At 68.8% G+C, this 23351-nt stretch carries 20 protein-coding genes; 10 read left to right on the forward strand and 10 right to left on the reverse strand.

Features of this window, described 5'->3' with window-relative positions; all coding sequences use genetic code 11:
• Nucleotides 1-31: 31 nt before the first annotated feature.
• The 5 genes from BN3560_RS13835 (at nt 32) to BN3560_RS13855 (ending at nt 4418) form a co-directional block, all read left to right on the forward strand.
• On the forward strand, nt 32-706 hold the full coding sequence (locus tag BN3560_RS13835) for a zinc metallopeptidase (RefSeq protein WP_087192147.1): 675 nt from the start codon (nt 32-34) through the stop codon (nt 704-706).
• Nucleotides 707-717: 11 nt separating this feature from the next.
• Entirely contained in the window at nt 718-2304 is a 1587-nt protein-coding gene (gene xseA / locus BN3560_RS13840) for an exodeoxyribonuclease VII large subunit (RefSeq protein WP_096228494.1), read from the forward strand.
• Nucleotides 2291-2545, forward strand: coding sequence for an exodeoxyribonuclease VII small subunit (xseB, locus tag BN3560_RS13845; protein WP_015538814.1), 255 nt, complete (start codon nt 2291-2293; stop codon nt 2543-2545). The genes xseA and xseB overlap by 14 nt, the downstream gene beginning before the upstream one ends.
• A gap of 50 nt (nt 2546-2595) precedes the next feature.
• The gene (locus BN3560_RS13850; RefSeq protein WP_096228495.1) at nt 2596-2949 is read left to right on the forward strand and encodes a histidine triad nucleotide-binding protein; all 354 of its coding nucleotides are present in this window, start codon (nt 2596-2598) and stop codon (nt 2947-2949) included.
• 227 nt (nt 2950-3176) lie between these two features.
• Nucleotides 3177-4418, forward strand: a complete 1242-nt coding sequence (locus tag BN3560_RS13855; protein ID WP_096228496.1) for an acetate/propionate family kinase — start codon at nt 3177-3179, stop codon at nt 4416-4418.
• A 154-nt stretch (nt 4419-4572) separates the two neighbouring features.
• On the opposite strand, the gene pta is transcribed toward BN3560_RS13855, so the two are convergent.
• Nucleotides 4573-5571 carry a phosphate acetyltransferase gene (pta, locus tag BN3560_RS13860; protein WP_096228497.1) on the reverse strand — a complete coding sequence of 333 codons (999 nt, stop codon included), beginning with the start codon at nt 5569-5571 and terminating at the stop codon, nt 4573-4575.
• A gap of 187 nt (nt 5572-5758) precedes the next feature.
• Here pta and glf point away from each other — a divergent pair, with 187 nt between their 5' ends.
• Both glf and BN3560_RS13870 read left to right on the forward strand, forming a co-directional pair.
• Nucleotides 5759-6973: a UDP-galactopyranose mutase gene (glf, locus tag BN3560_RS13865; protein ID WP_096228498.1), complete on the forward strand. Its 1215-nt coding sequence runs from the start codon at nt 5759-5761 to the stop codon at nt 6971-6973.
• A 4-nt stretch (nt 6974-6977) separates the two neighbouring features.
• A complete protein-coding gene (locus BN3560_RS13870) occupies nt 6978-8000 on the forward strand; it encodes a glycosyltransferase family 2 protein (RefSeq protein ID WP_096228499.1) in 1023 nt (340 codons plus the stop codon).
• 140 nt (nt 8001-8140) lie between these two features.
• Here the strand turns inward: BN3560_RS13870 and BN3560_RS14575 are convergent, their stop codons facing one another.
• Nucleotides 8141-8479, reverse strand: coding sequence for a hypothetical protein (locus BN3560_RS14575; RefSeq protein ID WP_015538811.1), 339 nt, complete (start codon nt 8477-8479; stop codon nt 8141-8143).
• Between the two features lie 135 nt (nt 8480-8614).
• Nucleotides 8615-10339, reverse strand: a complete 1725-nt coding sequence (locus tag BN3560_RS13880; RefSeq protein ID WP_096228500.1) for an OPT/YSL family transporter — start codon at nt 10337-10339, stop codon at nt 8615-8617.
• 179 nt (nt 10340-10518) lie between these two features.
• Here BN3560_RS13880 and BN3560_RS13885 point away from each other — a divergent pair, with 179 nt between their 5' ends.
• From BN3560_RS13885 to BN3560_RS13895, 3 genes are read left to right on the forward strand one after another with little or no spacing between them, the layout of a single operon-like run.
• Nucleotides 10519-11373 carry a type III pantothenate kinase gene (locus BN3560_RS13885; protein WP_096228501.1) on the forward strand — a complete coding sequence of 285 codons (855 nt, stop codon included), beginning with the start codon at nt 10519-10521 and terminating at the stop codon, nt 11371-11373.
• 8 nt (nt 11374-11381) lie between these two features.
• Nucleotides 11382-12371: a UDP-N-acetylmuramate dehydrogenase gene (murB, locus tag BN3560_RS13890; protein ID WP_331712900.1), complete on the forward strand. Its 990-nt coding sequence runs from the start codon at nt 11382-11384 to the stop codon at nt 12369-12371.
• A complete protein-coding gene (locus BN3560_RS13895) occupies nt 12319-13377 on the forward strand; it encodes a nucleoid-associated protein (protein ID WP_096228502.1) in 1059 nt (352 codons plus the stop codon). Before murB ends, BN3560_RS13895 begins: the two co-directional genes overlap by 53 nt.
• Before the next feature lie 57 nt (nt 13378-13434).
• Here BN3560_RS13895 and BN3560_RS13900 read toward each other — a convergent pair whose 3' ends face one another.
• From BN3560_RS13900 to BN3560_RS13930, 7 genes are all read right to left on the reverse strand, one after another.
• Nucleotides 13435-15093 carry a hypothetical protein gene (locus tag BN3560_RS13900; RefSeq protein WP_096228503.1) on the reverse strand — a complete coding sequence of 553 codons (1659 nt, stop codon included), beginning with the start codon at nt 15091-15093 and terminating at the stop codon, nt 13435-13437.
• A gap of 126 nt (nt 15094-15219) precedes the next feature.
• Nucleotides 15220-18123: an ABC transporter permease gene (locus BN3560_RS13905; RefSeq protein WP_096228504.1), complete on the reverse strand. Its 2904-nt coding sequence runs from the start codon at nt 18121-18123 to the stop codon at nt 15220-15222.
• A 1-nt stretch (nt 18124) separates the two neighbouring features.
• Entirely contained in the window at nt 18125-18805 is a 681-nt protein-coding gene (locus tag BN3560_RS13910; protein WP_096228505.1) for an ABC transporter ATP-binding protein, read from the reverse strand.
• Nucleotides 18806-18936: 131 nt separating this feature from the next.
• Entirely contained in the window at nt 18937-19941 is a 1005-nt protein-coding gene (locus BN3560_RS13915; RefSeq protein ID WP_096228506.1) for a sensor histidine kinase, read from the reverse strand.
• On the reverse strand, nt 19938-20630 hold the full coding sequence (locus tag BN3560_RS13920) for a response regulator transcription factor (RefSeq protein WP_096228507.1): 693 nt from the start codon (nt 20628-20630) through the stop codon (nt 19938-19940). Before BN3560_RS13920 ends, BN3560_RS13915 begins: the two co-directional genes overlap by 4 nt.
• Before the next feature lie 196 nt (nt 20631-20826).
• Entirely contained in the window at nt 20827-21297 is a 471-nt protein-coding gene (locus BN3560_RS13925; RefSeq protein ID WP_231897412.1) for a hypothetical protein, read from the reverse strand.
• A gap of 57 nt (nt 21298-21354) precedes the next feature.
• Nucleotides 21355-23280 carry a heavy metal translocating P-type ATPase gene (locus BN3560_RS13930; protein WP_096228700.1) on the reverse strand — a complete coding sequence of 642 codons (1926 nt, stop codon included), beginning with the start codon at nt 23278-23280 and terminating at the stop codon, nt 21355-21357.
• Nucleotides 23281-23351 lie beyond the last annotated feature (71 nt).

Here is a 23351-nt window from a genome sequence, read left to right on the forward strand (position 1 = left end):
AGCAACCTCTTCGAAGGAGTGGTTACGTCCTATGTTTTTCGGATTGAGCTATGAATACCTGCTGCTGATCGTGGCCACGCTCGCCATCGGCGGGCTCGCCACGTGGTACGTGAACTCGCAGCTTAAGAAGTACACGAGGGTGCCCATTTCCAACGGGCTCACCGGCGCCGAGGCCGCGCGCCGCATGCTCGCCTACTACGGCGTGACGGACGTGGCGGTGCACCGCGGCGGGCCGGGCCAGGACTTCTTCGACCCGCGCACGAACTCGGTGACGCTCTCGCCCGACGCGTTCGACGGGCGCTCCATCACGGCCACGGCCACCGCGTGCCACGAGGTGGGGCATGCCTGCCAGTACGCCGAGAACTACGCGCCCATGAAGATCCGCGGGGCCATCGTGCCCGTGGTGAACCTGGCCTCGAACGCGTGGATCTTCCTGCTCATGCTGGGCATCATACTGGTGAGCAATCAGCTCACGACGCTCGCCATCGTCATGTACGCCGTGGTGGTGCTGTTCCAGCTGGTCACGCTTCCGGTGGAGTTCAACGCCTCGCGCCGCGCCATGACCTATATGGACACCATCGCGCTGCCGCAGTCCGAGCAGGGCGGTGCGTTCAGCGTGCTGCGCGCCTGCGCGCTCACCTACGTGGCGGCGGCCCTCACGTCCATCCTGCAGCTGCTGTGGCTGCTGGGCCAGCGCCGGGAATAGCGGAGGCGTACATGGGGGATCGAGGAGAAGGGACGCGCGCGGCCCTGGCCGACGCGCTCGAGCGGGCGCGCGCCGCGACGGCCGGCTCCTCCGCGGCCGACTCGTGCGCTGCCGCGCCTGTGGGCGGCCCTGCGCGCGGAGGGCACGAGGCGGGCGCCGGGGGCGCGTCTGCGGCGCTCTCCGTCTCCGCGGCCATGGCCCTTGCGAAGGGCGCGCTCGAGGGCGTGGTCGTGCGCCTGGTGGGCGAGGTGTCCGAGACGAGCAGCAAGCGCGGCTACAAGGCCGTGTACTTCACGGTGAAGGATGCCGACGCCGCGCTGCCCTGCATGATGTGGATGGGCCGCTACAAGGCCTCGGGCGTGGATCTGGCCGTGGGGCAGCTGGTCGAGCTGACCGGCAGGTTCACGCTGTACGCGGCCAAGGGCCGCATGAACTTCGACGTGTTCTCGATCGAGCTTGCCGGCGAGGGGCGCCTGCGCGCCCAGGTGGCGGCGCTCGCGCGCAAGCTGGAGGCCGAGGGGCTCATGGACCCGGCGCGCAAGCTGCCCATCCCGCAGTTCCCGCTGACCATCGGCATCGTCACCTCGCCGCGCGGCGACGCCGTGCACGACATGCTGCGCACGCTGCGCAACCGCTTCCCCGTGGCGCGCGTGTTCGTGGCGGGCGTGCAGGTGGAGGGCGCCCAGGCCGCCGCCAGCATCGTGGAGGGCATGCGCTGCATGTACCGCGCCGGCGTGGAGGTCATGCTGGTCGGGCGCGGCGGCGGGTCCTACGAGGACATGATGCCCTTCAACGACGAGGCCCTGGCGCGCGCCATCGCGGCGTGCCCCATCCCCGTGGTCACCGGCATCGGGCACGAGCCGGACACGTTTATCGCCGACATGGTGGCCGACCGGCGCGCCTCCACGCCCACCTACGCGGCCATGGCCGTCACGCCCACGCGCGAGAGCCTGGCGGAGCTGTTCTGCGCGCATGCCCGCTCGCTGTCCATGAGCGCCGGGCGCGCCGTGGAGCGGGCGGCCGCCGAGGTGCGCCGCTGCGCCGAGCGCCCCGTGCTCCGGGACCCGAACCTGCTGCTCGCCGCCCCGATGCAGGGCGTCGACCTGGCCTCGGAGCGGCTGTTCCGAGCCATCCCCGCCAACCTGGAGCGCGACCGCGCCACGCTCGACCGCCAGCGCGAGCGGCTGGCGCGCCTCCTGCCCGAGGGCGTGGCGCGCGAGCGGGCCGCGCTCGAGCGGTACCGTGAGCGTCTGCTGCCGGCCCTGCCCGCCAACCTGGAGCGCGATCGGGTGCAGGTCGGGCACGCGCGGCAGCGGCTCGCGTCGCTGGGGCCCGGGCTCGTGCCCCGGTTCGGCCAGCAGGCGGCGCTCGCGGCCGCGCGCTTGGAGGACCTGTCGCCCCTGTCCGTCCTCGGGCGCGGCTACGCCATCGCGCGCACCCAAGAAGGCGCCGTGGCGAAGCGCGTCGAGGACGCGCCGCCTGGCTCGGCGCTCGAGGTGACGGTGTCGGACGGCGTGCTGGCGTGCCGCGTGGAGTCGGCTCGGCGCGAGGACATCGAGATGATACTATGGGAGGATGAGGACAATGGAGACCGGTGATCGCAAGCCCGTCGAGGAGCTGACGTTCCGCGAGGCCATGGGCGAGCTCGACGGCATCGTGCGGGTTCTGGAGAGCAACTCGCTGGAGCTCGAGGACAGCCTGGTCAGCTACGAGCGCGGCGTGTCTTTGCTGCGCGCGCTGCAGGGCCGCCTGAACGAGGCGCAGCAGAAGGTCGAGGTGCTGATGGGCGAGCTCGAGGGCGAGGTGGACGACGCCACGCGCGACGCCACGCTGTCGTAGGCTGACGCCGCCCCGACGGGGCGGCGCACGGAAAGGAAGGAGAGGGCGCCATGCGCAAGGAAGACTGCCTGTTCTGCAAGATAGTGGCGGGGGAGATCCCGTCGACGAAGGTGTACGAGGACGAGCGGGTGCTCGCGTTCGAGGACGTGAGCCCGCAGATGCCGGTGCACACGCTCATCGTGCCGAAGGACCACTACGACAACATCGGCGACGGCGTGCCGGACGAGGAGCTGGGCTACCTGTTCAACATGGTGCGCAAGGTGGCCGACATCAAGGGCATCGCCGAGAGCGGCTACCGCGTGATCGTGAACACGAACGACGACGCGCAGCAGTCGGTGCACCACCTGCACGTGCACGTGCTGGGCGGCGCCCCCATGAACTCGGGCGACCCTTCGCGGAAGTAGCTCTGCGGCAACGGGGCGTGACAGGGGGACGGGGATATTGTCACATTCACGTTCGTCATGCCTGGTCGTGATGCGTCACGGAATGTGACAATATCCCCGTCCCCCTGTCACGCTTTTTCGGTGAGCGGCGCGCCGTTTGCCGAATGAACGGGCCGTATCCATTCAACGACCGCAGTGCTTCCCTAAACTAATTGTTTCAGGAATTGAGCCCAAAAGGAGGCAGGTCGTTGAACGTTCTCGTTATCAATGCAGGATCATCTTCCTTGAAGTACCAGCTGGTGAACGTGGAGCAGCACGAGCTGCTCGCGAAGGGCATCTGCGAGCGCGTGGGCTCGGCGGAGGCCTTCCACAAGCACGGCCTCGACAAGAACGAGGAGGTCATCGACGCCAAGATGTCCGACCACGACGACGCCATGGCGCTCGTCCTGGAATCGCTCACGTCGGGCCCGGCGAAGGCCATCGACTCGCTCGACGAGATCGACGCCGTGGGGCACCGCATCGTGCAGGGCGGCAAGTACTTCGACCGCTCGGTGCTCATCGACCAGGACGTCATCGACAAGATAGACGAGCTGGCCGAGCTCGCGCCGCTGCACAACGGCGCCGCCCTCATGGGCATCCACGCCTGCCAGAAGCACATGCCGGACGTGCCCATGGTGGCCGTGTTCGACACGTCGTTCTTCCAGACGCTGCCCCCGAAGGCCTACATGTACCCGCTGCCCTACGAGCTGTACGAGAAGTACGCCATCCGCAAGTACGGCGCGCACGGCACGAGCCACCGCTACATCTCCGAGCGCGCCGCCGCCGTGCTCGACGAGCCGATAGAGGACCTCAAGCTCATCACGTGCCACCTGGGCAACGGCTGCTCCATCAGCGCCATCGACCACGGCGTGGCCGTGGACACGTCCATGGGCCTCACGCCGCTCGACGGCCTCATGATGGGCACGCGCTGCGGCGCCATCGACCCGGCCATCGTGCCCTTCGTCATGGAGCACGAGAACCTGACCGGCGCCGAGATGAACGACCTCATGAACAAGAAGTCGGGCCTGCTGGGCATCTCGGGCATCTCGAACGACCTGCGCAGCGTGCGTGACGCCTCCGAGAAGGGCGACGAGCGCGCCATGCTCGCCTACGACATGTACTCGAACTCCGTGAAGAAGTACATCGGCCAGTACATCGCCGTCATGGGCGGCGTGGACGCCATCGTGCTCACGGCCGGCGTGGGCGAGAACTGCGAGAAGATGCGCCGCATGATCTTCACCGGCCTGCAGCCGCTCGGCATCATCCTCGACGAGGAGAAGAACCGCCAGCGCGGCTTCGAGCGCGAGATATCGGCCGACTCCTCGCAGGTGAAGATCATCATCATCCCCACGAACGAGGAGTACATGATCGCGCGCGACACCTACGACATCGTCCACGAGCAGATGCGCGTGGAAGGCACCGTGTTCGACGAGGAGCCGGTGCTGGCGTAGGGCGCTTTCTCCTGCGAGCCCAGAACCTGGAGCGGCCCCGCGCAACGCGCGGGGCCGCCTTGGTATGCCGTGCATGGCCGTCCGGGGGAGCAGGAAATCCCCTGCGCTCGGCCGCCCCCTTGCGCATAGGCGGGGGCGGCCTGCAGGCGCTTCGCTATTCGGCGGCTTTCGCCTGGGCCTGCACGCAGGTGATGGCGATGACGCCCACGATGTCATCGGCGGAGCAGCCGCGCGACAGGTCGTTCACCGGCGCGGCGATGCCCTGGGTGACGGGGCCGTACGCCTCGGCGCGGGCGAGGCGCTGCACGAGCTTGTAGCCGATGTTGCCGGCGTCCAGGTCGGGGAACACGAGCACGTTCGCGCGGCCGGCCACGGGGGAGCCGGGCGCCTTCGACGCGCCCACGGAGCCGATGATGGCCGCGTCGAGCTGCAGCTCGCCGTCCAACGCCAGGTCCGGCGCCAGCTCGCGTGCGATCTCGGTCGCCTCCACCACCTTGGCGGCGTCGGCGTTCTTGGCCGAGCCATGGGTCGAATGCGAGAGCAGCGCCACGCGGGCCTCCTCGCCCATGAGGGTCTCCCACGACTTCGCGGAGTTCACGGCGATGTGCGCCAGCCTCTCGCTGTCGGGCTGCACCTCCAGGCCGCAGTCGGAGAACAGGAACGTGCCGTTCGCGCCCAAGTCGCAGTCGGGCACGCACATGACGAAGAACGAGCTGACCAGCTTCACGCCGGGCGCGGTCTTGAGTATCTGCAGGCTCGGGCGCAGCACGTCGCCCGTGGCGTGGCAGGCGCCGGCCACCATGCCGTCGGCCAAGCCCTGCTTCACCATCATCACGCCGAAGTACAGCACGTCGTCCATGAGGGCCTCGGCCTGCTCGGGCGTCAGGCCCTTGTGGCGGCGCAGCTCGTAGAGGGCGGCGGCGAACTCGGCGCGCTCGGCGGCCGTGCGCACGTCTACGATGCGGGCGCCGTCCAGCGCGTAGGGGCTCGCCTCGATGGCCGCGGCATCGCCCAGGATGACGAGGTTCGCAACCCCTTCGGCCAAGATGCGCTCGGCCGCCTGCAGCGTGCGCTCGTCGTCGCCCTCGGGCAGCACGATCGTCTGCAGGTCGCCCTTGGCGCGGGCCAGCATGGAATCAAGAAATGCACTCATCGGCACTATCCTTTCGCGTATATGATCGAAGCTCGCACGACGGAAGGCATGCGAAAAAAACGATGGTTGTATGATAGCGTGCCCGCGGGCTGGGTTTTTCGGTAAACTGGCTTCTCGGTGCAATATGCGCATACTTCGGGCCGGGAGAGGCCCTACCGCTGGTATAGAGACTAAAGGAAGGTGCCCCATGGGTGTGCAGTACTGCGATTTCAAGGACGTCGATATCGACGAGGTGGACGCCCTCGTCGTGGGAAGCGGGTTCGCGGGCGGCGTCATGGCGCGCGAGCTGGCCGAGCGCGGCGGCAAGCGCGTGCTCGTGGTGGAGAAGCGCCCGCACATCGGCGGCAACATGTACGACGAGGCCGACGAGGCCGGCATCCTCGTGCACCGCTACGGGCCGCACATCTTCCACACCAACGACGAGCGCGCCTTCGACTACGTGCGCCGCTTCACCGAATGGCGCGACTACCAGCACGAGGTGCTGGCCGACTGGTACGGCACCTACCTGCCCGTGCCGTTCAACAAGAACTCCATGGAGATCGCCTTCGGCGAGGAGAAGGCCGCGCGCCTCACGGAGAAGCTCGTGGACACGTTCGGCGACGAGCGCAAGGTGACCATCACCGAGCTGCGCGCCCAAGACGACCCGGAGCTCTCCGAGATCGCCGACTTCGTCTACAAGAACGTGTTCCTCTACTACACGCAGAAGCAATGGGGCCTCACGCCCGAGGAGGTTGACCCCTCCGTCACGGCGCGCGTGCCCGTGTTCGTGTCGCGCGACAACCGCTACTTCCAGGACGCCTTCCAGGGCATGCCGCTGCACGGCTACACCCCGCTGTTCGAGCGCATGCTCGACCACGAGAACATCCAGGTGTGCCTGGGCGTGGAGGCGGAGAGCGTGTTCGACCTGGAGTTCGAAAGCGACGACGAGGACGCTCCGCTGTCCGCCATCAACGTCAAGGATCGCCCGTTCACGGGGCCCATCGTCTACACCGGGCCGCTGGACGAGCTCTTCCTGTCGCGCTTCGGCCGCCTGCCGTACCGCAGCCTGGACTTCGTGTACGAGACGCACGACGCCGACCACGTGCTGCCCTGCGGCACGGTGAACTTCACCGTGACCGAGGACTACACGCGCATCACGGAGTTCAAGTACCTCACGGGCCAGGAGGCCGACAAGACCACCATCATGAAGGAGTACAGCCACTCCTACGACGACCCCAAGACGCAGACGCCGTACTACGCCATCATCAACGACGAGAACGCCGCGCACTACGAGCGCTACCGCGCGCTGACGAAGTCGCTGCCGAACTTCCACCCGTTGGGCCGGTTGGCCGAGTACCGCTACTACAACATGGACGTCATCATCGGGCGCGCGCTGGCGCTGGCAGACGAGCTGGTGGGGTAGCGCCGTGAAGACCATCTCCTTCGCCGTGCCGTGCTACAACTCGGCCGATTACATGGACGCGTGCATCGAGTCCATCTTGAAGTGCGGCGACGACATAGAGATCATCATCGTGGACGACGGCTCGACGAAGGACGACACCGCCGCCAAGGCCGATGCGTGGGCGGAGCGGCACCCCGGCATCGTCAAGGCCGTGCACCAGGAGAACGGCGGGCACGGCCAGGCCGTGAACACGGGCCTGGCGAACGCCACGGGGCGCTACTTCAAGGTGGTGGATTCCGACGACTGGCTCGACGAGGCCGCCATGCGCGAGATCATGGCCTACCTGCGCCGCCAGAACGAGCTGGAGGACGCCACCGACCTCGTGATCGGCAACTACGTGTACGAGAAGGTGTCCGAGGGCTCGCGCACCGTCATGCACTACCGCAACGTGTTCCCCGAGGGACGCGAGTTCGGCTGGGACGAGGTGGGGCACTTCGGCCAGAGCCAGTACCTGCTCATGCACTCGGTGGTCTACCGCACCGAGCTTCTGCGCGACATGGGCCTGGAGCTGCCGAAGCACACGTTCTACGTGGACAACATCTTCGTGTACGTGCCGCTGCCGCACGTGCGCACCATCTACTACCGCGACGTGGACATGTACCGCTACTACATAGGCCGCGAGGACCAGAGCGTGAACGAGAGCGTCATGAAGGGCCGCATCGACCAGCAGCTGCGCGTCACGCGCCTCATGATCGACGCCGTGCAGCTGCCCGACGCCGTTCCCGAGAAGCGCCTGGAGCGCTACATGGAGAACTACCTGTCCATGATGATGTGCATCTGCTCCATCTTCCTGCGCATGATAGGCACCGACGAGGCCGAGGACAAGCGCGAGGGCATCTGGGACTACCTCAAGGAGAAGAACCCCGAGGTCTACCGGCGCATCCGCCGCAGCGTGCTGAACATGGGCACGAACCTGCCCACCGAGCTGGGCCGCAAGATCGGCATCACCGGCTACCGCATGGCCCAGAAGATATTCAAGTTCAACTAGGTTCCGGCGGCCCGACGGCTGCCGGAACGAGCCAGCAGCGAGAAGCCCCCTCGTGCCGAATCTGCACGAGGGGGCTTCTCGCTGTCTTGCCACGCCAACCTCCGCACCCGTTTCGCTTCGTGCCCGATCCGCGCGCGGCGCTACTTCCTGCGCACGAACTCGTAGAAGGCGAAGATGATGGACACCACGGTGAGCACGCACACGATGAGCTCCGCCATGTTGTTCGCGTAATCGGTCTGGTCGGGGTAGAGCGCGCCGACGACGAGGAAGCCTGTGCACCAGATGAGCCCGAGGGCGAGGACGGTGCCCGTGGCGAACCGCAAGAGGATGGAGCCCTTCTTCCACAGGCGCTGGTAGGCGGCCACCTGCTTGTCGGAATAGCTCCGCTTGCGGTGCAGGCGGTACTTCGCCGCGCCGGCGACGACGCCGAACACCGTGCCGGCGGACAGCGCCGCGCACAGGGTGATGATGAGCTCCATGGGAAAACCTCCGAGGGTCGGGCGGGGCGGGCGGTTGCGAGGTCGGCCGATGCGCGTCCCGCGCCGCGCCCGTCCTCGCCATGGTACCACGAAGCCGCCCTCCCCAGGCCGGCGCCTGCAGCGGGAGGGGCGTCCTTACGCCCCCAATCCGGCCGCGACGGCGGCCAGGGCTATGACCACGCCCACGACCGACTCGCCGCCCAGCAGGCCGCTTGCCACCACGAGCCCTGTCTCGTCCTGCGCCTTGAGCCGCGCGGCCGCCTCGTCGGGCGGCAGCTTCGCGCGGCGACGCGCACACACGGCATCGTAGGCCATCTTCGCCATGGCGCCGAGGAACGCGGTGAGGGACATGTAGAACGGCAGGTAGATGCCCAGGCCCAGCATCATGGCCGGCGCGCCCAGCAGGTAGAGCGCGAAGCCGACGGCCAGGCCGACAAGGAACGCCGGCACCGAGGGGATGCCCGCCACCATGGTGGCCACGACGGATGCCTGCGCCGCGACGAACGTGCCCTGCAGGCCGAACGCGTCGGGCCCGTAGGCGGCCAGGAGCACTGCCATGACGGCCACGGCCACCACGGCGCCCAGCACGCCTCCCACGGCCTGCCCGATCCACTGCGCCCGCGGGTCCGTTCCCAGCACGTGCCCCGCCTTGAAGTCGTTCATGATGTCGCCCGCCAGGCCGCACGCCACAGCCACCACGCCGGCCACGAAGAACAGCTGCACCTGCGCCACGTCGGAGAGGGCGGCCACGGCCAAGAGCACGATGAGGCCGAAGATCTCCATGGGGTCGATGCCGGTCTGGCCCACGCTCTGCGCGCTCATGGCGCAGGTCACGAACGCGAGCAGCACCACGATGACGCTCGGCACCGCGCCGAGCCCCAGCGCGAAGCACGCGAGCAGCGCCACGGCGGCCACGGCCAGCGCCGCGAGTCCCGCGGTGAGGCGGCGGCGATGGCGGGCGCCCGGGGCCGCCGTCGCCGCCGCCTCGTCGGCGGCGGCCGGCGAGGCGGCGTCAACGCGGGCCACGGCCACCGAGCCGCGCGTGTCCCTGACGAGCGAGACGGCCTTCGACAGGATGTTCTTCGCGATGACGCCCACGCCGCAGCCCATCATAACGCCCATCCCCAGGCTCGATACGATGCCCTGCGCCGCGGCCACGTCCCAGAGCCCCGCCGCCGTGCCGCCCACGACGATGCCGAAGTTGCCGATGAGCGCCCCGGCGAACCATACGGCCACCGCGCCGGTGCCCACGAGGAAGCCCACGGCCAGGAGCATGGGGGAGAGGTACACTCCGAACGCCACGCCCGGCAGGGCCACGTTGCCGAACAGCAGGGAGGGGATGGCGCCCAGCCCGTCCCGCAGCGCCGTGAACAGGCCCGCCAGCCCCATGGCGCCGAACAGCTTCTTGCCGGTGGAGCCGCCGGAGTCGCCCGCGACGAGCGTCTGCGCGGCCGCCTGGCCAATGGGGTACTCCAGCTCGGCGTCCTCGATGAAGTGCCGGCGCAGCAGGGCCGTGCACACGAGGCCCAGCACCACGCCCGCCAGCGCCACGGCCAGCATCTGGAACCAGTCGATCTCGGCGGCGTGCCCGAGCATCCAGGCGCCGGGAATGGTGAAAGCCAGCCCGCCCGCCACCATGGCGCCGGCCGACATGACCGTGTGCGTGACGTTCGCCTCGTTCAGGTTCGTGTGCCCGAGGGCTTTCAGGAAGAACAGGGAGATGATGGCGGCGAAGATGATGGGCCAGGGAAGCGCCCCCATCTTGAGGGCCGTGTAGGCCGATGCCGCGGTGATGATCGCGCAGCCGACGCACCCGATGGCGACGCCGCGCAAGGTCAGTTGCCCCTTCAAGGCTTGCATGTTCCGCTCCTTCTCGTATATCCGCTTCCCCTCTCTTCGGGAAGTCGGGTTACTGATGAGACGGGTACAGTATAATCGGGGCGAGCGACGGTGAACATCGTTAATTTCGCGGTATTGGGTAAAAAAGGCGCAGCGCGCGGTCCGACGGCCGCACGAGGCGCGGAAGGCGAGGCGACATCATGGGAACGGATGCGCGTGAGGCGGTCGGCGGCGAGCGGGCCGGCGGCCTGCTGGCGGTCGACGTGGGAAACACCGTCACGCGGCTGGGGCTGTTCGACGGCGGGGGGCTCGTGGCAACGTGGGAGGCCACCACGCCGGAGCGGTGCACGTCCGACGAGGCGCGCCTCGTGGTGACGGGCTTCCTCGATGCGCTCGCGCGCCGCAGGGGCGCCGGGAAGGGGGATGCGGCCGCCGTAGCCGGGGCGTGCCGGCCGGCCGACGCCATCCTCTCGTGCGTCGTGCCCGACCTCGTGGACGTGTGGGCCCGGGCCCTGCACGCGGAGTGCGGGCGCCGGGCGCTCGTGGTGGGCCCCGGCCTGAAGACGGGCATCAGGATGCGCTACCGCGACCCCGCCGAGGTGGGTCCCGACCGCGTAGCCGACCTGGCGGCCGCACTGGCCGACTACGGCGGGCCTCTCGTGGTGGTGGACCTGGGCACGACGACGAACTTCGAGGTGCTGGACGCCGAGGGCACGTTCGTGGGCGGCATCATCGCGCCGGGGCTGGCGCTGGGCGCGAAGGCGCTCGCGCAGGCTGCCGCGCGCCTGCCGCGTGTGGAGCTGAAGGCGCCGGCGTCCGTCATCGGCACGTCCACGCGCGAGGCCATGCAGGCCGGCGTGGTCATGGGCGAGGTCGCGCGCATCGACGGGCTGGTGGACCTGGTGCTGAGCGAGCTCGGCTGCGAGGCGCCGGTGGTGGTGACGGGCGCGGACGCGACCGCCATGGCAGCGCTGCTGCGCCACGAGGCGCGGGCCGACGACACGCTCACGCTGCGCGGCCTGCGGCGCCTCTACGAGCTGAACCGGAGGAGGTGAGCGCGGTGGTGGACGAAGCGCTCCTGGAGCAGTTGCGCGGCATCGTGGGCGTGGAGGGCGTGCATTGCGGCGCGCCCTTGGCGGAGATGACGACGTTTCGCATCGGCGGCCCCGCCGAGTGCTGCGTGGAGCCGCGCACCGAGGACGAGGTGCGCGCCGTGGCGGCGGCCTGCCGCCGGGCGGGCGCGCGCTTCCGGGTGCTGGGGCTGGGAAGCGACGTGCTGGCGGCCGACGAGGGCGTGCGCGGCATCGTGGTGCGCCTGGCCGAGAACCTCGCGGCGCTCGAGGTGGACGGCGAGACGGTGCGCGCGCAGGCGGGGTGCGCGAACGCCGACGTCGCCCGCGCCGCGTGTGCGGCGGGGCTCGCGGGCTACGAGTTCGCCTGCGGCATCCCGGGCACGGTGGGGGGAGCCGCCATCATGAACGCGGGCGCCTACGGCGGCGAGTTCAAGGACGTGTGCACCTCGGTGCGCTGCCTGGCCCCCGACGGCAGCGTGGAGGACGTGGACGCCGAACGGGCGGAATGGTCGTACCGGCACTCCATGATGGGCGCGGCAGGCTACGTGGTGCTGGCCGCCACGCTGGTCCTGCGCCGCGACGACCCGGCCGCCATCCAGGCGCGCATGGACGACCTGGCGCGCCGGCGCGCCGAGAAGCAGCCGCTCGAGCTGCCGAGCGCCGGCAGCACGTTCAAGCGCCCCGAAGGATGCTTCGTGGGCCAGCTCGTGCAGGAGGCGGGCCTGCGCGGATACCGCGTGGGCGGCGCCCAGGTGTCGGAGAAGCACACGGGCTTCGTGGTGAACGCGGGGGCGCGACGGCCGCCGACGTGCGGCGGCTCATCGCCGACGTGCAGGCGCGCGTGCGCGAGAGCGCGGGCGTGGAGCTCGTGCCCGAGGTGCGCCTGTGGGGGTTCGAGGAAATGGAAGAGAAAGAGGAAAGCCGTTCATGAAGATAAACCATGCCATCCTGCACGTCTTCGACTTCGTGTCGTGCGTTAACGTGTATGCCCAGGAGGAGCTGGACCTGGCCAGCAAGAACGCCAAGCGCTACGTGACGAGCCACGCGAAGAAGGCGCTCGGCAACATGGACGCCAAGCGCGGCGAGTTCGCCGAGGACAGCCTCTTCGCCGAGGAGCTGCGAGCCTACTTCCGCGGGCAGCGCGACTTCGTGGGGCTGTCCGTCCAGGTAGCCGAGTTCATCGCCGGCGAGCTGGGGCGCATGGAGAAGTCCGAGTCGGCCGACCTCCTGGTGCTCGACTTCGAGGACGATCCCGACACCATGGTGCGCGCGATGGACGACGAGGAGGCTGCTGCCGCCTACGAGGCGCGCGGCAAGCGCTACTTCGCGTTCATGCTGCTGGAGAGCCGGCAAGCCTACATGCACGAGGTGGGCTACGGCGAGAGCGGCGCGCAGCGCGTGGACGTGGCGCGCCACCATGCCATCCTGCCGAACCCCTCGCAGAAGGTGGCGTCGTTCGCGGTGGTCGAGTCCAAGACGCTCGGCGTGTCGTTCTGCGACAAGGAACGCGAGATCGCGGGCGAGCGGCGCTGGCTCATCCCCGACGGCCTTCTGCAATGCTCTATGGAGGCTTCGAGCAAGGAGGTGTTCGACACGGTGGCGCGCCTGGTGGAGGAGGTGGCCGAGGAGTACGGCGCCAACTCGACCGTGGCGCTCTCGAAGGCGAAGGCCTACGTGGCGGAGAACGCTGCCGAATCCGACGAGCTGGCCCCGTGGGATCTCGGCGAAGAGGTGTTCGAAGACGAGCCCCTGCAGCGCCGTTTCGAGGAGGCGCTTGCCGAGGAGGCCCTTCCCGAGCGCGTGGTGGTGGAGAAGAACGTGGCCAAGCGCGTGGCGAGGAGCCATAAGATACGCACCGACACGGGCATCGACATCACCTTCCCCGCGGAGCTCGGCGAGAACCCCGAGTTCATCGAGTTCGTGAGCGGCCCGAACGGCCTCATCAGCATCGAGCTCAAGAACATCGGCAGCATAGAGAACCGCTGAGGGGACGCCCCGGTGAAGGTAGGCCGCCTGTCGCACGCCGTGGTGCGACAGGCGGCCTTACCGCACGGACCGCGTGGAGTGGTTCTCGAGGTGCCCGCCGCAATCACCCACCACCAGCTTTTCGCTGGCTTCGTCCCAGTCGAAGTAGATGCGGACGAAGTTCGGGTCCTTCTGGTTCCCGGTACTCGACTTGACGTGGGGTTCGATGAAGATGTCGCGCCCCTGGTAATCGTCTTTGCGCGATGCCATGGTCTTAGGGCTCTTGCGGGTCATGCGGCCCTCGCCGCGCGCCAGCGAGAAGGTAGAGCGGCTGTTGAACTCGCGCGCTATGTCCACGCTCTCGCTGCCGGCATAGAGCGGGTGCAGAATGGTGCACATGTCGTGGATAGCGGCCCACAAGACGGAGGGATCCGTGCGGCACTCGCCGCATGAGTCCCACCCGCGCTCCGTGAAGTCTATCCGGTCGGGGAACGCCGCAACGGCGAGTCGGGCGGTTTCCGTCGCCGTGGCCGGGGGGAGGCGCCTTGCGGCGCGGACGATCTCGGCAAGCCGCCCTTCGCCATCCGCCGCGGAGGCGCCGGCGAAGGCGGCCTCGTAGCTTTGGCAACGGGCCCGAAGGTTGTGAACTTCCTCCCTGAGCTGGTTGTTCTCTTCCTTGATCAGCTCGTTGTCCTGCTTGAGGGCTTCGGTTGCCTCCTCGGTGGACAGCATCTCCTCGAGGGCCTCGTCCTGGAAGCGGCGCTTGAGCTCGGCGATGCGTCGTTCGCGCGCGGATTCCCGGTTGAGGTGCTTGACGTCGTCGACACGCAGCATGCTCTGCCAGAAATGGACGTCTTGGGCGAGCGCGCGTCTCAGCATGTCGACCACGTAGTCCTCGCCGTGCTCGCGGATGGCGGAAGCGGCGACGAACCGATGGCGCGCGTGGTCAAGGGGCTCGTCTACGCGTGGCTGCGTTGCGTAGACACGGACCGCGCCACCGAAGCAGGCAAGGCGTAGGGGCTCGAGCAGGCTGTTCATTGCCTCTGCTGCTTGGAGGCCCATTGCGTAGCACACCAACGCGTTCGGTCCCAGCGCCCGGTGGAGTTCGTGCGGGTCGACGAGCGGTTGCCCGAGAGTGCCCGGGCTGGCGAACACGACGGGTATGCCGCGGTCGGTGTTCGCGATGATGCCGAGCATCTCCTGCGCGTTCTCCGACCCTACTTCGACGGGGCCGGACTTGACATTGATGCCCGACACGGTGCAGTCCAGCGCGTCGTCTTTCAGGAGGTAGTCGACGAGCTTCGGGATGCTGCGGCCCGGCACGGCCTGCAGAGGGCCGATGAAGCCCGCCCGGTCGCTATACGACAAAACGAGGGAGAAGGTGCTCTCCTCGAGGCTGCGTCCCTTGAACCCGACCTCGGTGAGCCACTGGCGGGGAGCGCTGCCGTCCTTGAGATCGACGTTCTCCGCAAACCGGCATGCCCATGTGTACACGCCCTCTTCGATATGGAGCGACGAGTACATCTCCACGTCCGCCCCCTCGGCCTTGGCACGAGTCCCGTTCTTGAGGGAGGTCCAGGTGGCGTTGTCGCAAGGGAAGCGGTACGACGATCTGCGCGCCTTGTCGGCGATCCATCCGCGGATCTTCAGGACGACGGACCAGAGGGCGTCTTGCCCCTTCAGCGCCAAGATATCGAACTCCGTCTTGTAGAACATGGTGCGGTTCAAGTCGAGCATGCGTTCCTCCTTGCGCAAAGCGCCTATGCCACCCCGTTCCGAGGCGCCGGCAACCATCTTAACATGTCGACCGGCGCGCTCGGAAAAGCGAGGTTCCGGGGCCCTTGCGCGGGGAAATGGCGATCCCTAGATCGCGTCGGCGCGCAGGGCCTCCACGATGCTGCCGGCGCGGGCGCGGGCGAGCGCGTAGGCCACGCTCAGGGCGAGCACCGCGAGCACCATGCCCACCGCGGCGCCCACGTAGGGCCATGGCAGCGAGAACGCGAGGCCCTCGAACGCCAAAGCCGTGGCCTGATGGAGCGCCCACGCCACGGCGGTCGCAGCCGCCAGGCCGATCGCCAGGCCGCGCGCCGCGTAGCTCGCGCACTCGCAGGCGAGCATCCGGGCGAACGCCCGGCCCCCCATACCGACCGACTTCAGCACCGCGAACTCGCGCGTGCGCAGGATGATGCTGTTCGCCAGCGTGTTGAACACGTTCGCCACCGCGATGAGCGCCATGATGACGGAGAAGCACATTACGAACAGCTGGATGGCCTGCGTCGTCAGGCGGTCCTGGCGCGCGCTCTCCTCGAGGTCGGACACGTTGATGGAGATGCCGTCGAAGCCTGCGGCCATCTTCTCCAGCTCGTCGGCGGCCTTCGCGTGGTCGGCGGCCTTGAACGAGAAACTTGCGAACGAGTACGTGAAGGGGTTCGTCCGGTAGTCGCCGCTCGATGCGACCGCCACGCTCTCGGGCAGGATGAACGCAGGGAATTGGTTGCTCGCGCCCATAATGCTTAGGGCGTCGGGCTCCTTGTTCGCGAGCGCTCCCACCTTAAGCGGCATCGCCGTCGCCACGTCTTCAAGCGGGATCGTCTTTGCGGGACCCTGCGGATCCGTTATGTCCAGGTAGGACACGAGCGGGCCTTCGGCGCTGTCGAGAATCCCCATGAGGGAGAACCCGTCGGGCCGGTCGATGGCGTAGAGGTCGATGCTCCCTGTTCCTGCGAATGGCGCAGTCGACGCGTAGGTTCCATCCATGAACGTGTCCTGGAACGTGTTGAGCCCGATGGCGTGCGGGTTTTCGGGGTCGGTGTACGCCGCTTCGTCGAGGCCGAGCTCCGCCAGGAGCGCGCGCCACGAGGCGTCGTCGAGATAGAACAGCGCCGTGTAGCCGAGATAGTCGCCCTGCTCGTTAAAGCTGGAGGGCACGTAGTCGGCGTTGCGCTCGGCATCGAGGCGTTCGCGCACGTCTTTCATCTCTGACGCGATCATGGCGGCGGGCACGATGCCTTCCGCCTGGCCCTGGCGCGTCGAACTGAGAAGCTCAAGGCCCTCGATAGTGCGCGCGTCTTCAAGGAAGAGGTCGAGGTCCCTGCCATGGTCGGAAAGGTCGTATGAACCGGAAGCACTCGTGTCGACGTGGGCGGAAGCCACGATGTCGGCCTCGCTTGCCGCGCCGCCGCGGGCCGCGCGATCGGAGATGGGGGCCATCGCATCCGCGAGGCTGCCGGTGGCCACGATGAGCACGACGCTCACCGCGAGCGAGGCCACCACGGTGCGCCCGCGTGCGGCGGAGCGCGAGAGGTTGCGGTGCGCCACGAAGCCGGGCACGCCGAAGAGCTTCCCGGCCGCGCCCATCCTCACCTGCGTTCCGGCGCCCGCGCCCGCCTTGCGGCCCGCTCGCTTCGAGAGGCGCACGTCCTGGGTCTGGCGGATGGCGTCGACGGCCGACACGCGGGCCGCGCGCAGGGCCGGCACCCAGGCGCTCGCCACGAGCGTGGCCAGCGAGAGCGCCGCGGCGGCGGCCAGCACGGCTGCGTCCACGTGCACGGGCACGCCGCTTCCGGTGCCCACGAGCGAGGTGAACGCCTCCTGCGACAGGGCGAACGCGCCGGCCGTGCCGCCCAAGCCCAGCACGAGGCCCAGCGGCACGCCCACGAGGCCCAGCACGAGCGCCTCGGCGATCACCGTGCGCCGCAGCTGCCGCTTCGACGCGCCGAGCGAGGCCAGCAGGCCGAACTGGCGCGTGCGCTCCGCCACCGAGATGGCGAAGGCGTTGTAAATGAGCGACACCGATGCCGCCACGATCACCACGGCGAGCACGGCCGCGACCATCCAGAGCGTGCCCCAGATGGGCCGTCCGTCGGAGATGCCGAGGTAGCGGAAAAGGTTCGTGTGAAAGTACGTGGAGCTGAAATCCTCCGTGCCCGTCGCCCCAGCCATGAACGCCTTCATGTCCTCCAGGCTGCCGATGCCCTGCGTCCGCACGTAGGCCCCCGTGAGCGCGCCGCCTGTCTGGCCAGGGGCTGCAAGCGCCACGATGGAGGAGCTTGATGCGGCAAAGTTGTTGCCAGGGAAGTTCGGTTGGCGTTCGTAGAAGCCCACCACCCTGTACGTGCGCTCGGAGATGTCGACGAGCTCCTCTTCGGCATCTCCCGAATTCCTCTCGGGAGAGCGGTACCAGTTGTCCACGCTGCTCAGCACGGCCGGCCCGTCGACTCCGTTGTCGTACAGGCGCGTCCCCAAGTCGAGCGCGAGCTCGCTGCCCACGGCGAGCGGTCCGTCCGTGCGTGCGCCTTCTCCGCCCAGCTCGATGCCGCGTGCGTAGTCCGGCAGCACGACTTCGTCTGCGGACTCGGGCAAGCGGCCTTCCACGATCTCCGGCATGATGGCGAGTGGCTGTCCATTCGGCTCGAACGACCCCTTCATCGCCCGGGGAAGCGTCCGCACGGCTACGAATTCGCCCACGACATGCGCCTCCTCGTCGGAGAGCAGCGCCGACCCCAGTTCCTCGAACGTGGCGATGTCGACCGTGCGATCGTCTGCCGCGATCGCCTCCAGAGCCTCGCCGGACACGTCGGAGGAGAAAACGTGCCACGAGCCCTCGGTGTCCATCGTCCGCTGCAGGAGCGCCGCCTGCATGCTGCCCACGCTCGTGAGCACGGCGGCCAGGAGCGCGGTGGAGAGCGCTATACCCGCCACGGTGACGGCGGTGCGCACGCGGTTCTTCGCGAGCGAGCGCAGCGTGAAGCGCGTGAAGATGCCCATGCTAGCGCCGCCTCTCGTCCGAGGCCACGCGCCCGTCCTCGATGGCGATGACGCGGTCGGCCGCGCAGGCGATGTCCTCGTCGTGGGTGATGACGACGAGCGTCTGGTCGAAGTGGCGGTTCGAGTCGCGCAGGAGAGCCATGATCTCGTTCGAGTTCCGCGAGTCGAGGTTTCCCGTGGGCTCGTCGGCCAGCACCACGGCCGGCGCGTTCATGAGGGCGCGCCCGATGGCCACGCGCTGCTGCTGCCCGCCCGAGAGCTGGTTGGGCAGGAAGCCCTCGTGGCCGCGCAGCCCCAGGCCGTCGAGCAGCGTGCGCAGGCGCTCCTCGTTCACCTTGCGCCCGTCCATGAGCACGGGCAGCGTCATGTTCTCCACCACGTTGAGCACGGGGATGAGGTTGTAGAACTGGTAGACCAGCCCCACCTCGCGCCGGCGCAGCACGGCGAGCTCCTCGTCGGAGCGCGCGTACACGTCCGTGCCGGCCAGGCGCACGGTGCCCGACGTGGGGCGGTCGACGCCGCCCATGAGGTGCAGAAGCGTCGACTTGCCGGAACCCGACGAGCCCACGATGGCCACGAACTCGCCTTGCCCGATGGAGAGCGACACGTTGTCGAGGGCCTTGAGCGCCGTCGCGCCCTGCCCGTACACCTTCGTCAGCCGCTCGGTGGTCAGGATGTCCATAGGTTTCGCCTTTCTCGCCCGGTTCTCTACGGACAGTGTCCCATCGCGGCCTTTCGGCGACGTGAACCCCGCATTACGAAATAGTCACTTTGGTTCTGGGCCTTACCTCGCGCATCCCTGGTCGCCCTCCCTCACACCACCATCTTGGGAAACGCGAAGTCGAAGCGCGCGCCGTCGGTTGCGCGGTCGTTGCCGGCGCGCAGCGTCCCGCCTTGGGCGACGGTGAGCGAGCGCGCGAGCGAGAGCCCGATGCCGAAGCCCTCCGATCCCGCGCCGCGGTAGAAGCGCTCGAACAGGTGCGGCAGGTCCTCTGCCGCGATGCCAGGGCCCGTGTCCGTGACGCGCAGGCGCAACGCCACGGCGTCCTCATGCGCGCTCACGTGCACGATGCCGCCGGCGGGCGTGTGCTCGAGGCAGTTCTTCAGCACGTTGCCGAGCGCCTCGGCCGACCAGGCGGCATCGCCCGCGAACGACGCGCCCGGCGCCACGTCCGCCTCGAAGGACACGCCGCGCAGGTCGAACGCGCCGGCGAGCGGGGCGAACGCGTCGCGCACGAGGCGCTCCACGTCCACGGGAGCGGCCTGCACGCGGATGGCCCCGGCGTCGGCCTTCGCCAGCTTGAGGAGCGTCGTCACGAGCCAGCCTACGCGCTCCACGAGCGCCTCCAGCTCGCGCAGGGCGCGGGCGCGCTCGTCGGGGCCCTCGGCGTCCTCGATGGCGGGCACCAGCAGGCCGATGGCGGTGAGCGGCGTCCTGATCTGGTGCGACACGTCGGCGAGTGCATCGGCGAGCGCGGCCTTCTCCTGCCCGAGGCGATCGGTGGCCCCCGCGAGCGCGGCCGTCATCTTCGCCAGCTCGTTCTTGAGAACGGCCACGTCGCCCTCGCGGTAGTCCGCGAAGTCGATGCTCCGGCCGCCGTGCAGCACCTCGTCCACCTCGGCGGCCAGCCGCGCGATCTCCCGGTAGCGCCGGGCCGATAACGCGGTGAAGAGTGTGCAGGCGAGGGCGAGGGACGCCAGCGCCGCAAGCCCCGCGCCCGGCCCGGCGAGCGTCCACGCGAGCGCGGCAACGACGCCGAGCACCGCGGCCAGAACGGCGAGCTCCACCGCGAGGGAGCGGTTGCGCAGAAGGCTCATCGCGCGCCGCCTTCCGCGACAGGGCCCGCCTTGTACCCGAGTCCGCGCACCGTGAGCACGAGTTTGGGGTTTGTCGGGTCGTCCTCTATCTTGTCGCGCAGGCGCTTCACGTACACGTTGAGGGTGTTGTCGCTCACATACTCGCCGGCGCTGTCCCAGATGGCGTTGCGCACGTGCTCGCGCGTGACCAGGCGCCCCTGGCTCTGCGCGAACAGGAGCAGCAGCCGGTACTCGAGAGCGGTCAGCTGCACCTCGGCGCCCGCCTTGCGCACGGCGGCCGCCGTCGGATCCACCTCAACGTCGCCCAGGCGCAGCGCGGCGGACGCGCCGGAGGTGCGGCGAAGCACGCTTTTCACGCGCGAGAGCAGCTCGCGGGCGCGGAAGGGCTTGGCGATGTAGTCGTCGGCACCCATGTCGAGGCCGGCCACCGTGCTGTACTCGTCATCGGAGGCCGTGAGGAAGATCACGGCCGGCGCGGGGTCGGCCGCCTTCGCCGCCGCGCACACGGCGAACCCGTTGCCCTGCGCGAGTGCGATGTCCACGAGGGCCAGGTCGAACCGCTCGCCTGCCAGCAGCGCCGCGGCGGCGTCCTGGCCGTCGGCGTGCTCGGTCTCGTAGCCCTCCCGGCGCAAGAGGTCGGTCAGGCTGGCCACGATGGCCGCGTCGTCTTCCACGATGAGTATGCGCATGCGCTCGGCTCCTTCTCCTGCGGGCGTTTCCGAACACGGTAGCAGAAAACGCGCCGCCGCGCAGCGAGGAGGGCTGCCGGGAGCGGCTTCTAGGCGCTTGGCATCTGACTTGGAGCGACACGGTATGGGCGGCTCCGGCGCGATGGGCGCGCATGGCGAGAAGGGGCGGGAAGGCGAGGGGGCGGTGGACTGCGCGTTACGGGAGCCGGTTGAGCGCCCGGTCGATCGGCGGTAGCGCGGTGTAGGCCGCGAGGACCCCGATGACCGCGCCGAGCGCGTCCACGAGCCAGAGCACCGGGACGGACTCGAAGTCGGCGGTCCCCAGGGCAACCTCTCCCACGATGGCGAGCAGCCCCGTGAGGGCGAACGCCATCGCACATGCCCGCTTGAGCTCCGCATGCTGCCAGAGCGCGTTCACCAGGAGGAAGGCGAGTAAAAAGGCGGCGAACATGCGGGGGATGGCGGGCCAGAACACCACGACCGCCGCGCCCCAGGCAACGGCGGCCGCCCATCGCCCGGCGACGACGAACGGCCGCAGCTTCGAGCGGTCGGAGGGCGCGGGGGCGTTACCTGATGTCTTGCGAGATTCCATGCCCGCCAGCGTACCGCGGACTTCTAGCGCCGACCCCTCTGCGCCCAACCGGTCGCGCTCCCGTTGACTGCCCATGAACGCGCCGTTGCCTCGGCAATCGGGATGGATCGAGTCGAGCGTCCCCCGTGCGCCCTACCTCTTCCTCACGTTCATGGCGCGCATGGCGTTGAGGACGGCGATCACGGCCACGCCCACGTCGGCGAACACGGCCAGCCACATGTTCGCGATGCCCACCGCCGCCAGGATCAGCACGAGGAACTTCACGCCGAGGGCGAACACGATGTTCTGCCACACGATGCCCATGGTCTTGCGGGCGATGCCGATCGCCCGCGCGATGTTGGACGGCTTGTCGTCCATGAGCACCACGTCGGCCGCCTCGATGGCCGCGTCCGAGCCCATCGCGCCCATGGCGATGCCGATGTCGGCGCGGGTGAGCACGGGCGCGTCGTTGATGCCGTCGCCCACGAACGCCAGCTTGCCCTTCCCGGTGGCGTGCGCGTGCGTCTCTTCGAGGAGCTTCTCCACTTCCGCCACCTTGTCCTGGGGCAGAAGCTGCGCGCGGAACTCGTCGATGCCCAGCTCCTTCGCCACGGCGGCGGCCACGTCGGCGCGGTCGCCCGTCAGCATGACGGTCTTCTTCACGCCGGCCGCGCGCAAGGCGGCGACGGCCTCGGCCGCGTCGGGCTTCACGACGTCGGCGATGACGATGTGGCCGATGTACTCCCCGTCGAGCGACACGTGCAGGATGGTGCCGGTCAGCTCGCAGTCGTGGCAGCCCACGCCGCACTCGCTCATGAGCTTGTCGTTGCCTACGAGCACCACGTGCTCGTCGATGCGCGCCCGCACGCCGTGGCCGCTCTGCTCCTGCACGTCGTCGATGCGCTGCTGGTCGATGGGTCCCGAGTAGGCCGCGCGCACCGACAGGGCGATCGGGTGGTTCGAGTACGCCTCGGCGTGCGCCGCGATGGACAGCAGCCGGTCGGGGTCGATGCCGGAGGCGGGGTGCACGGCAACCACGTTGAACGAGCCGTCGGTGAGCGTGCCGGTCTTGTCGAACACGACCGTCTCGGCATGGCTCAACGTCTCCAGGTAGTTGCTGCCCTTCACGAGGATGCCGAGGCGCGAGGCGCCGCCGATGCCGCCGAAGAACGACAAGGGCACGCTGATGACGAGCGCGCAGGGGCACGACACCACGAGGAAGATCAGCCCGCGCTGCACCCAGTCGGACCAGTTCTGGCCCAGCACGAGCGGCGGCACGACGGCCAGCAGCACCGCGATGCCGACGACCGCCGGGGTGTAGTAGCGCGCGAAGCGGGTGATGAAGTTCTCGGTCTTGGCCTTCTTCTCGGCCGCGTTCTCCACGAGCTCGAGGATGCGACTCACGGTGGACTCGCCGAAGGGCTTGGTCGCACGCACTGTGATGAGGCCGGTCATGTTGACGCAGCCCGAGATGATCTCGTCGCCTTCGCGCACCTCGCGCGGCACCGACTCGCCGGTGAGGGCCGCGGTGTCGAGCTGCGACGTGCCGCTTGTCACCACGCCGTCGAGCGGGACGCGCTCGCCGGCTTTGACGACGATCTCGTCGCCCACGGCCACCTCGTAGGGATCCACCTGCACGAGCCGCCCGTCGCGCTCCACGTTGGCGAAGTCGGGCGCGATGTCCATCATGTCGGCGATGGACTTGCGCGATTTGCCCACGGCGTAGCTTTGGAACAGCTCGCCCACCTGGTAGAACAGCATAACGGCCGCGCCTTCGGCCATGTGCGGGTCGCTGTCGGGGAACAGCACCAGCGCGAAAGCGCCGATGGTGGCCACGCTCATGAGGAAGTTCTCGTCGAACACCTGGCCGTGGCCGATGTTCTTCGCCGCGCGCAGCAGCACGTCGTAGCCGGCGATGAGGTAGGGGACGAGGAACAGCGCGAACTCCACCCACAGCGCCGTCGTCTCGCTGCCGAGCCACGTCGACAGCGGAAGCAGCTCCGCCACGACGTACACGACGACGAACAGCGCGATGGCGAGGACGATGCGGTTCCTCGTGCGTTTCTGTTTCTTGTTCATGATCTCCAACCTTGTTTTTCGTATGGTTCGGGAAAGGGCGCGCCGCAGCGTCGGACTGTTTCACGTGAAAC

Origin of the sequence: Gordonibacter urolithinfaciens, from assembly GCF_900199375.1 — a bacterium.
GTDB classification, from domain to species: Bacteria; Actinomycetota; Coriobacteriia; order Coriobacteriales; family Eggerthellaceae; genus Gordonibacter; species Gordonibacter urolithinfaciens.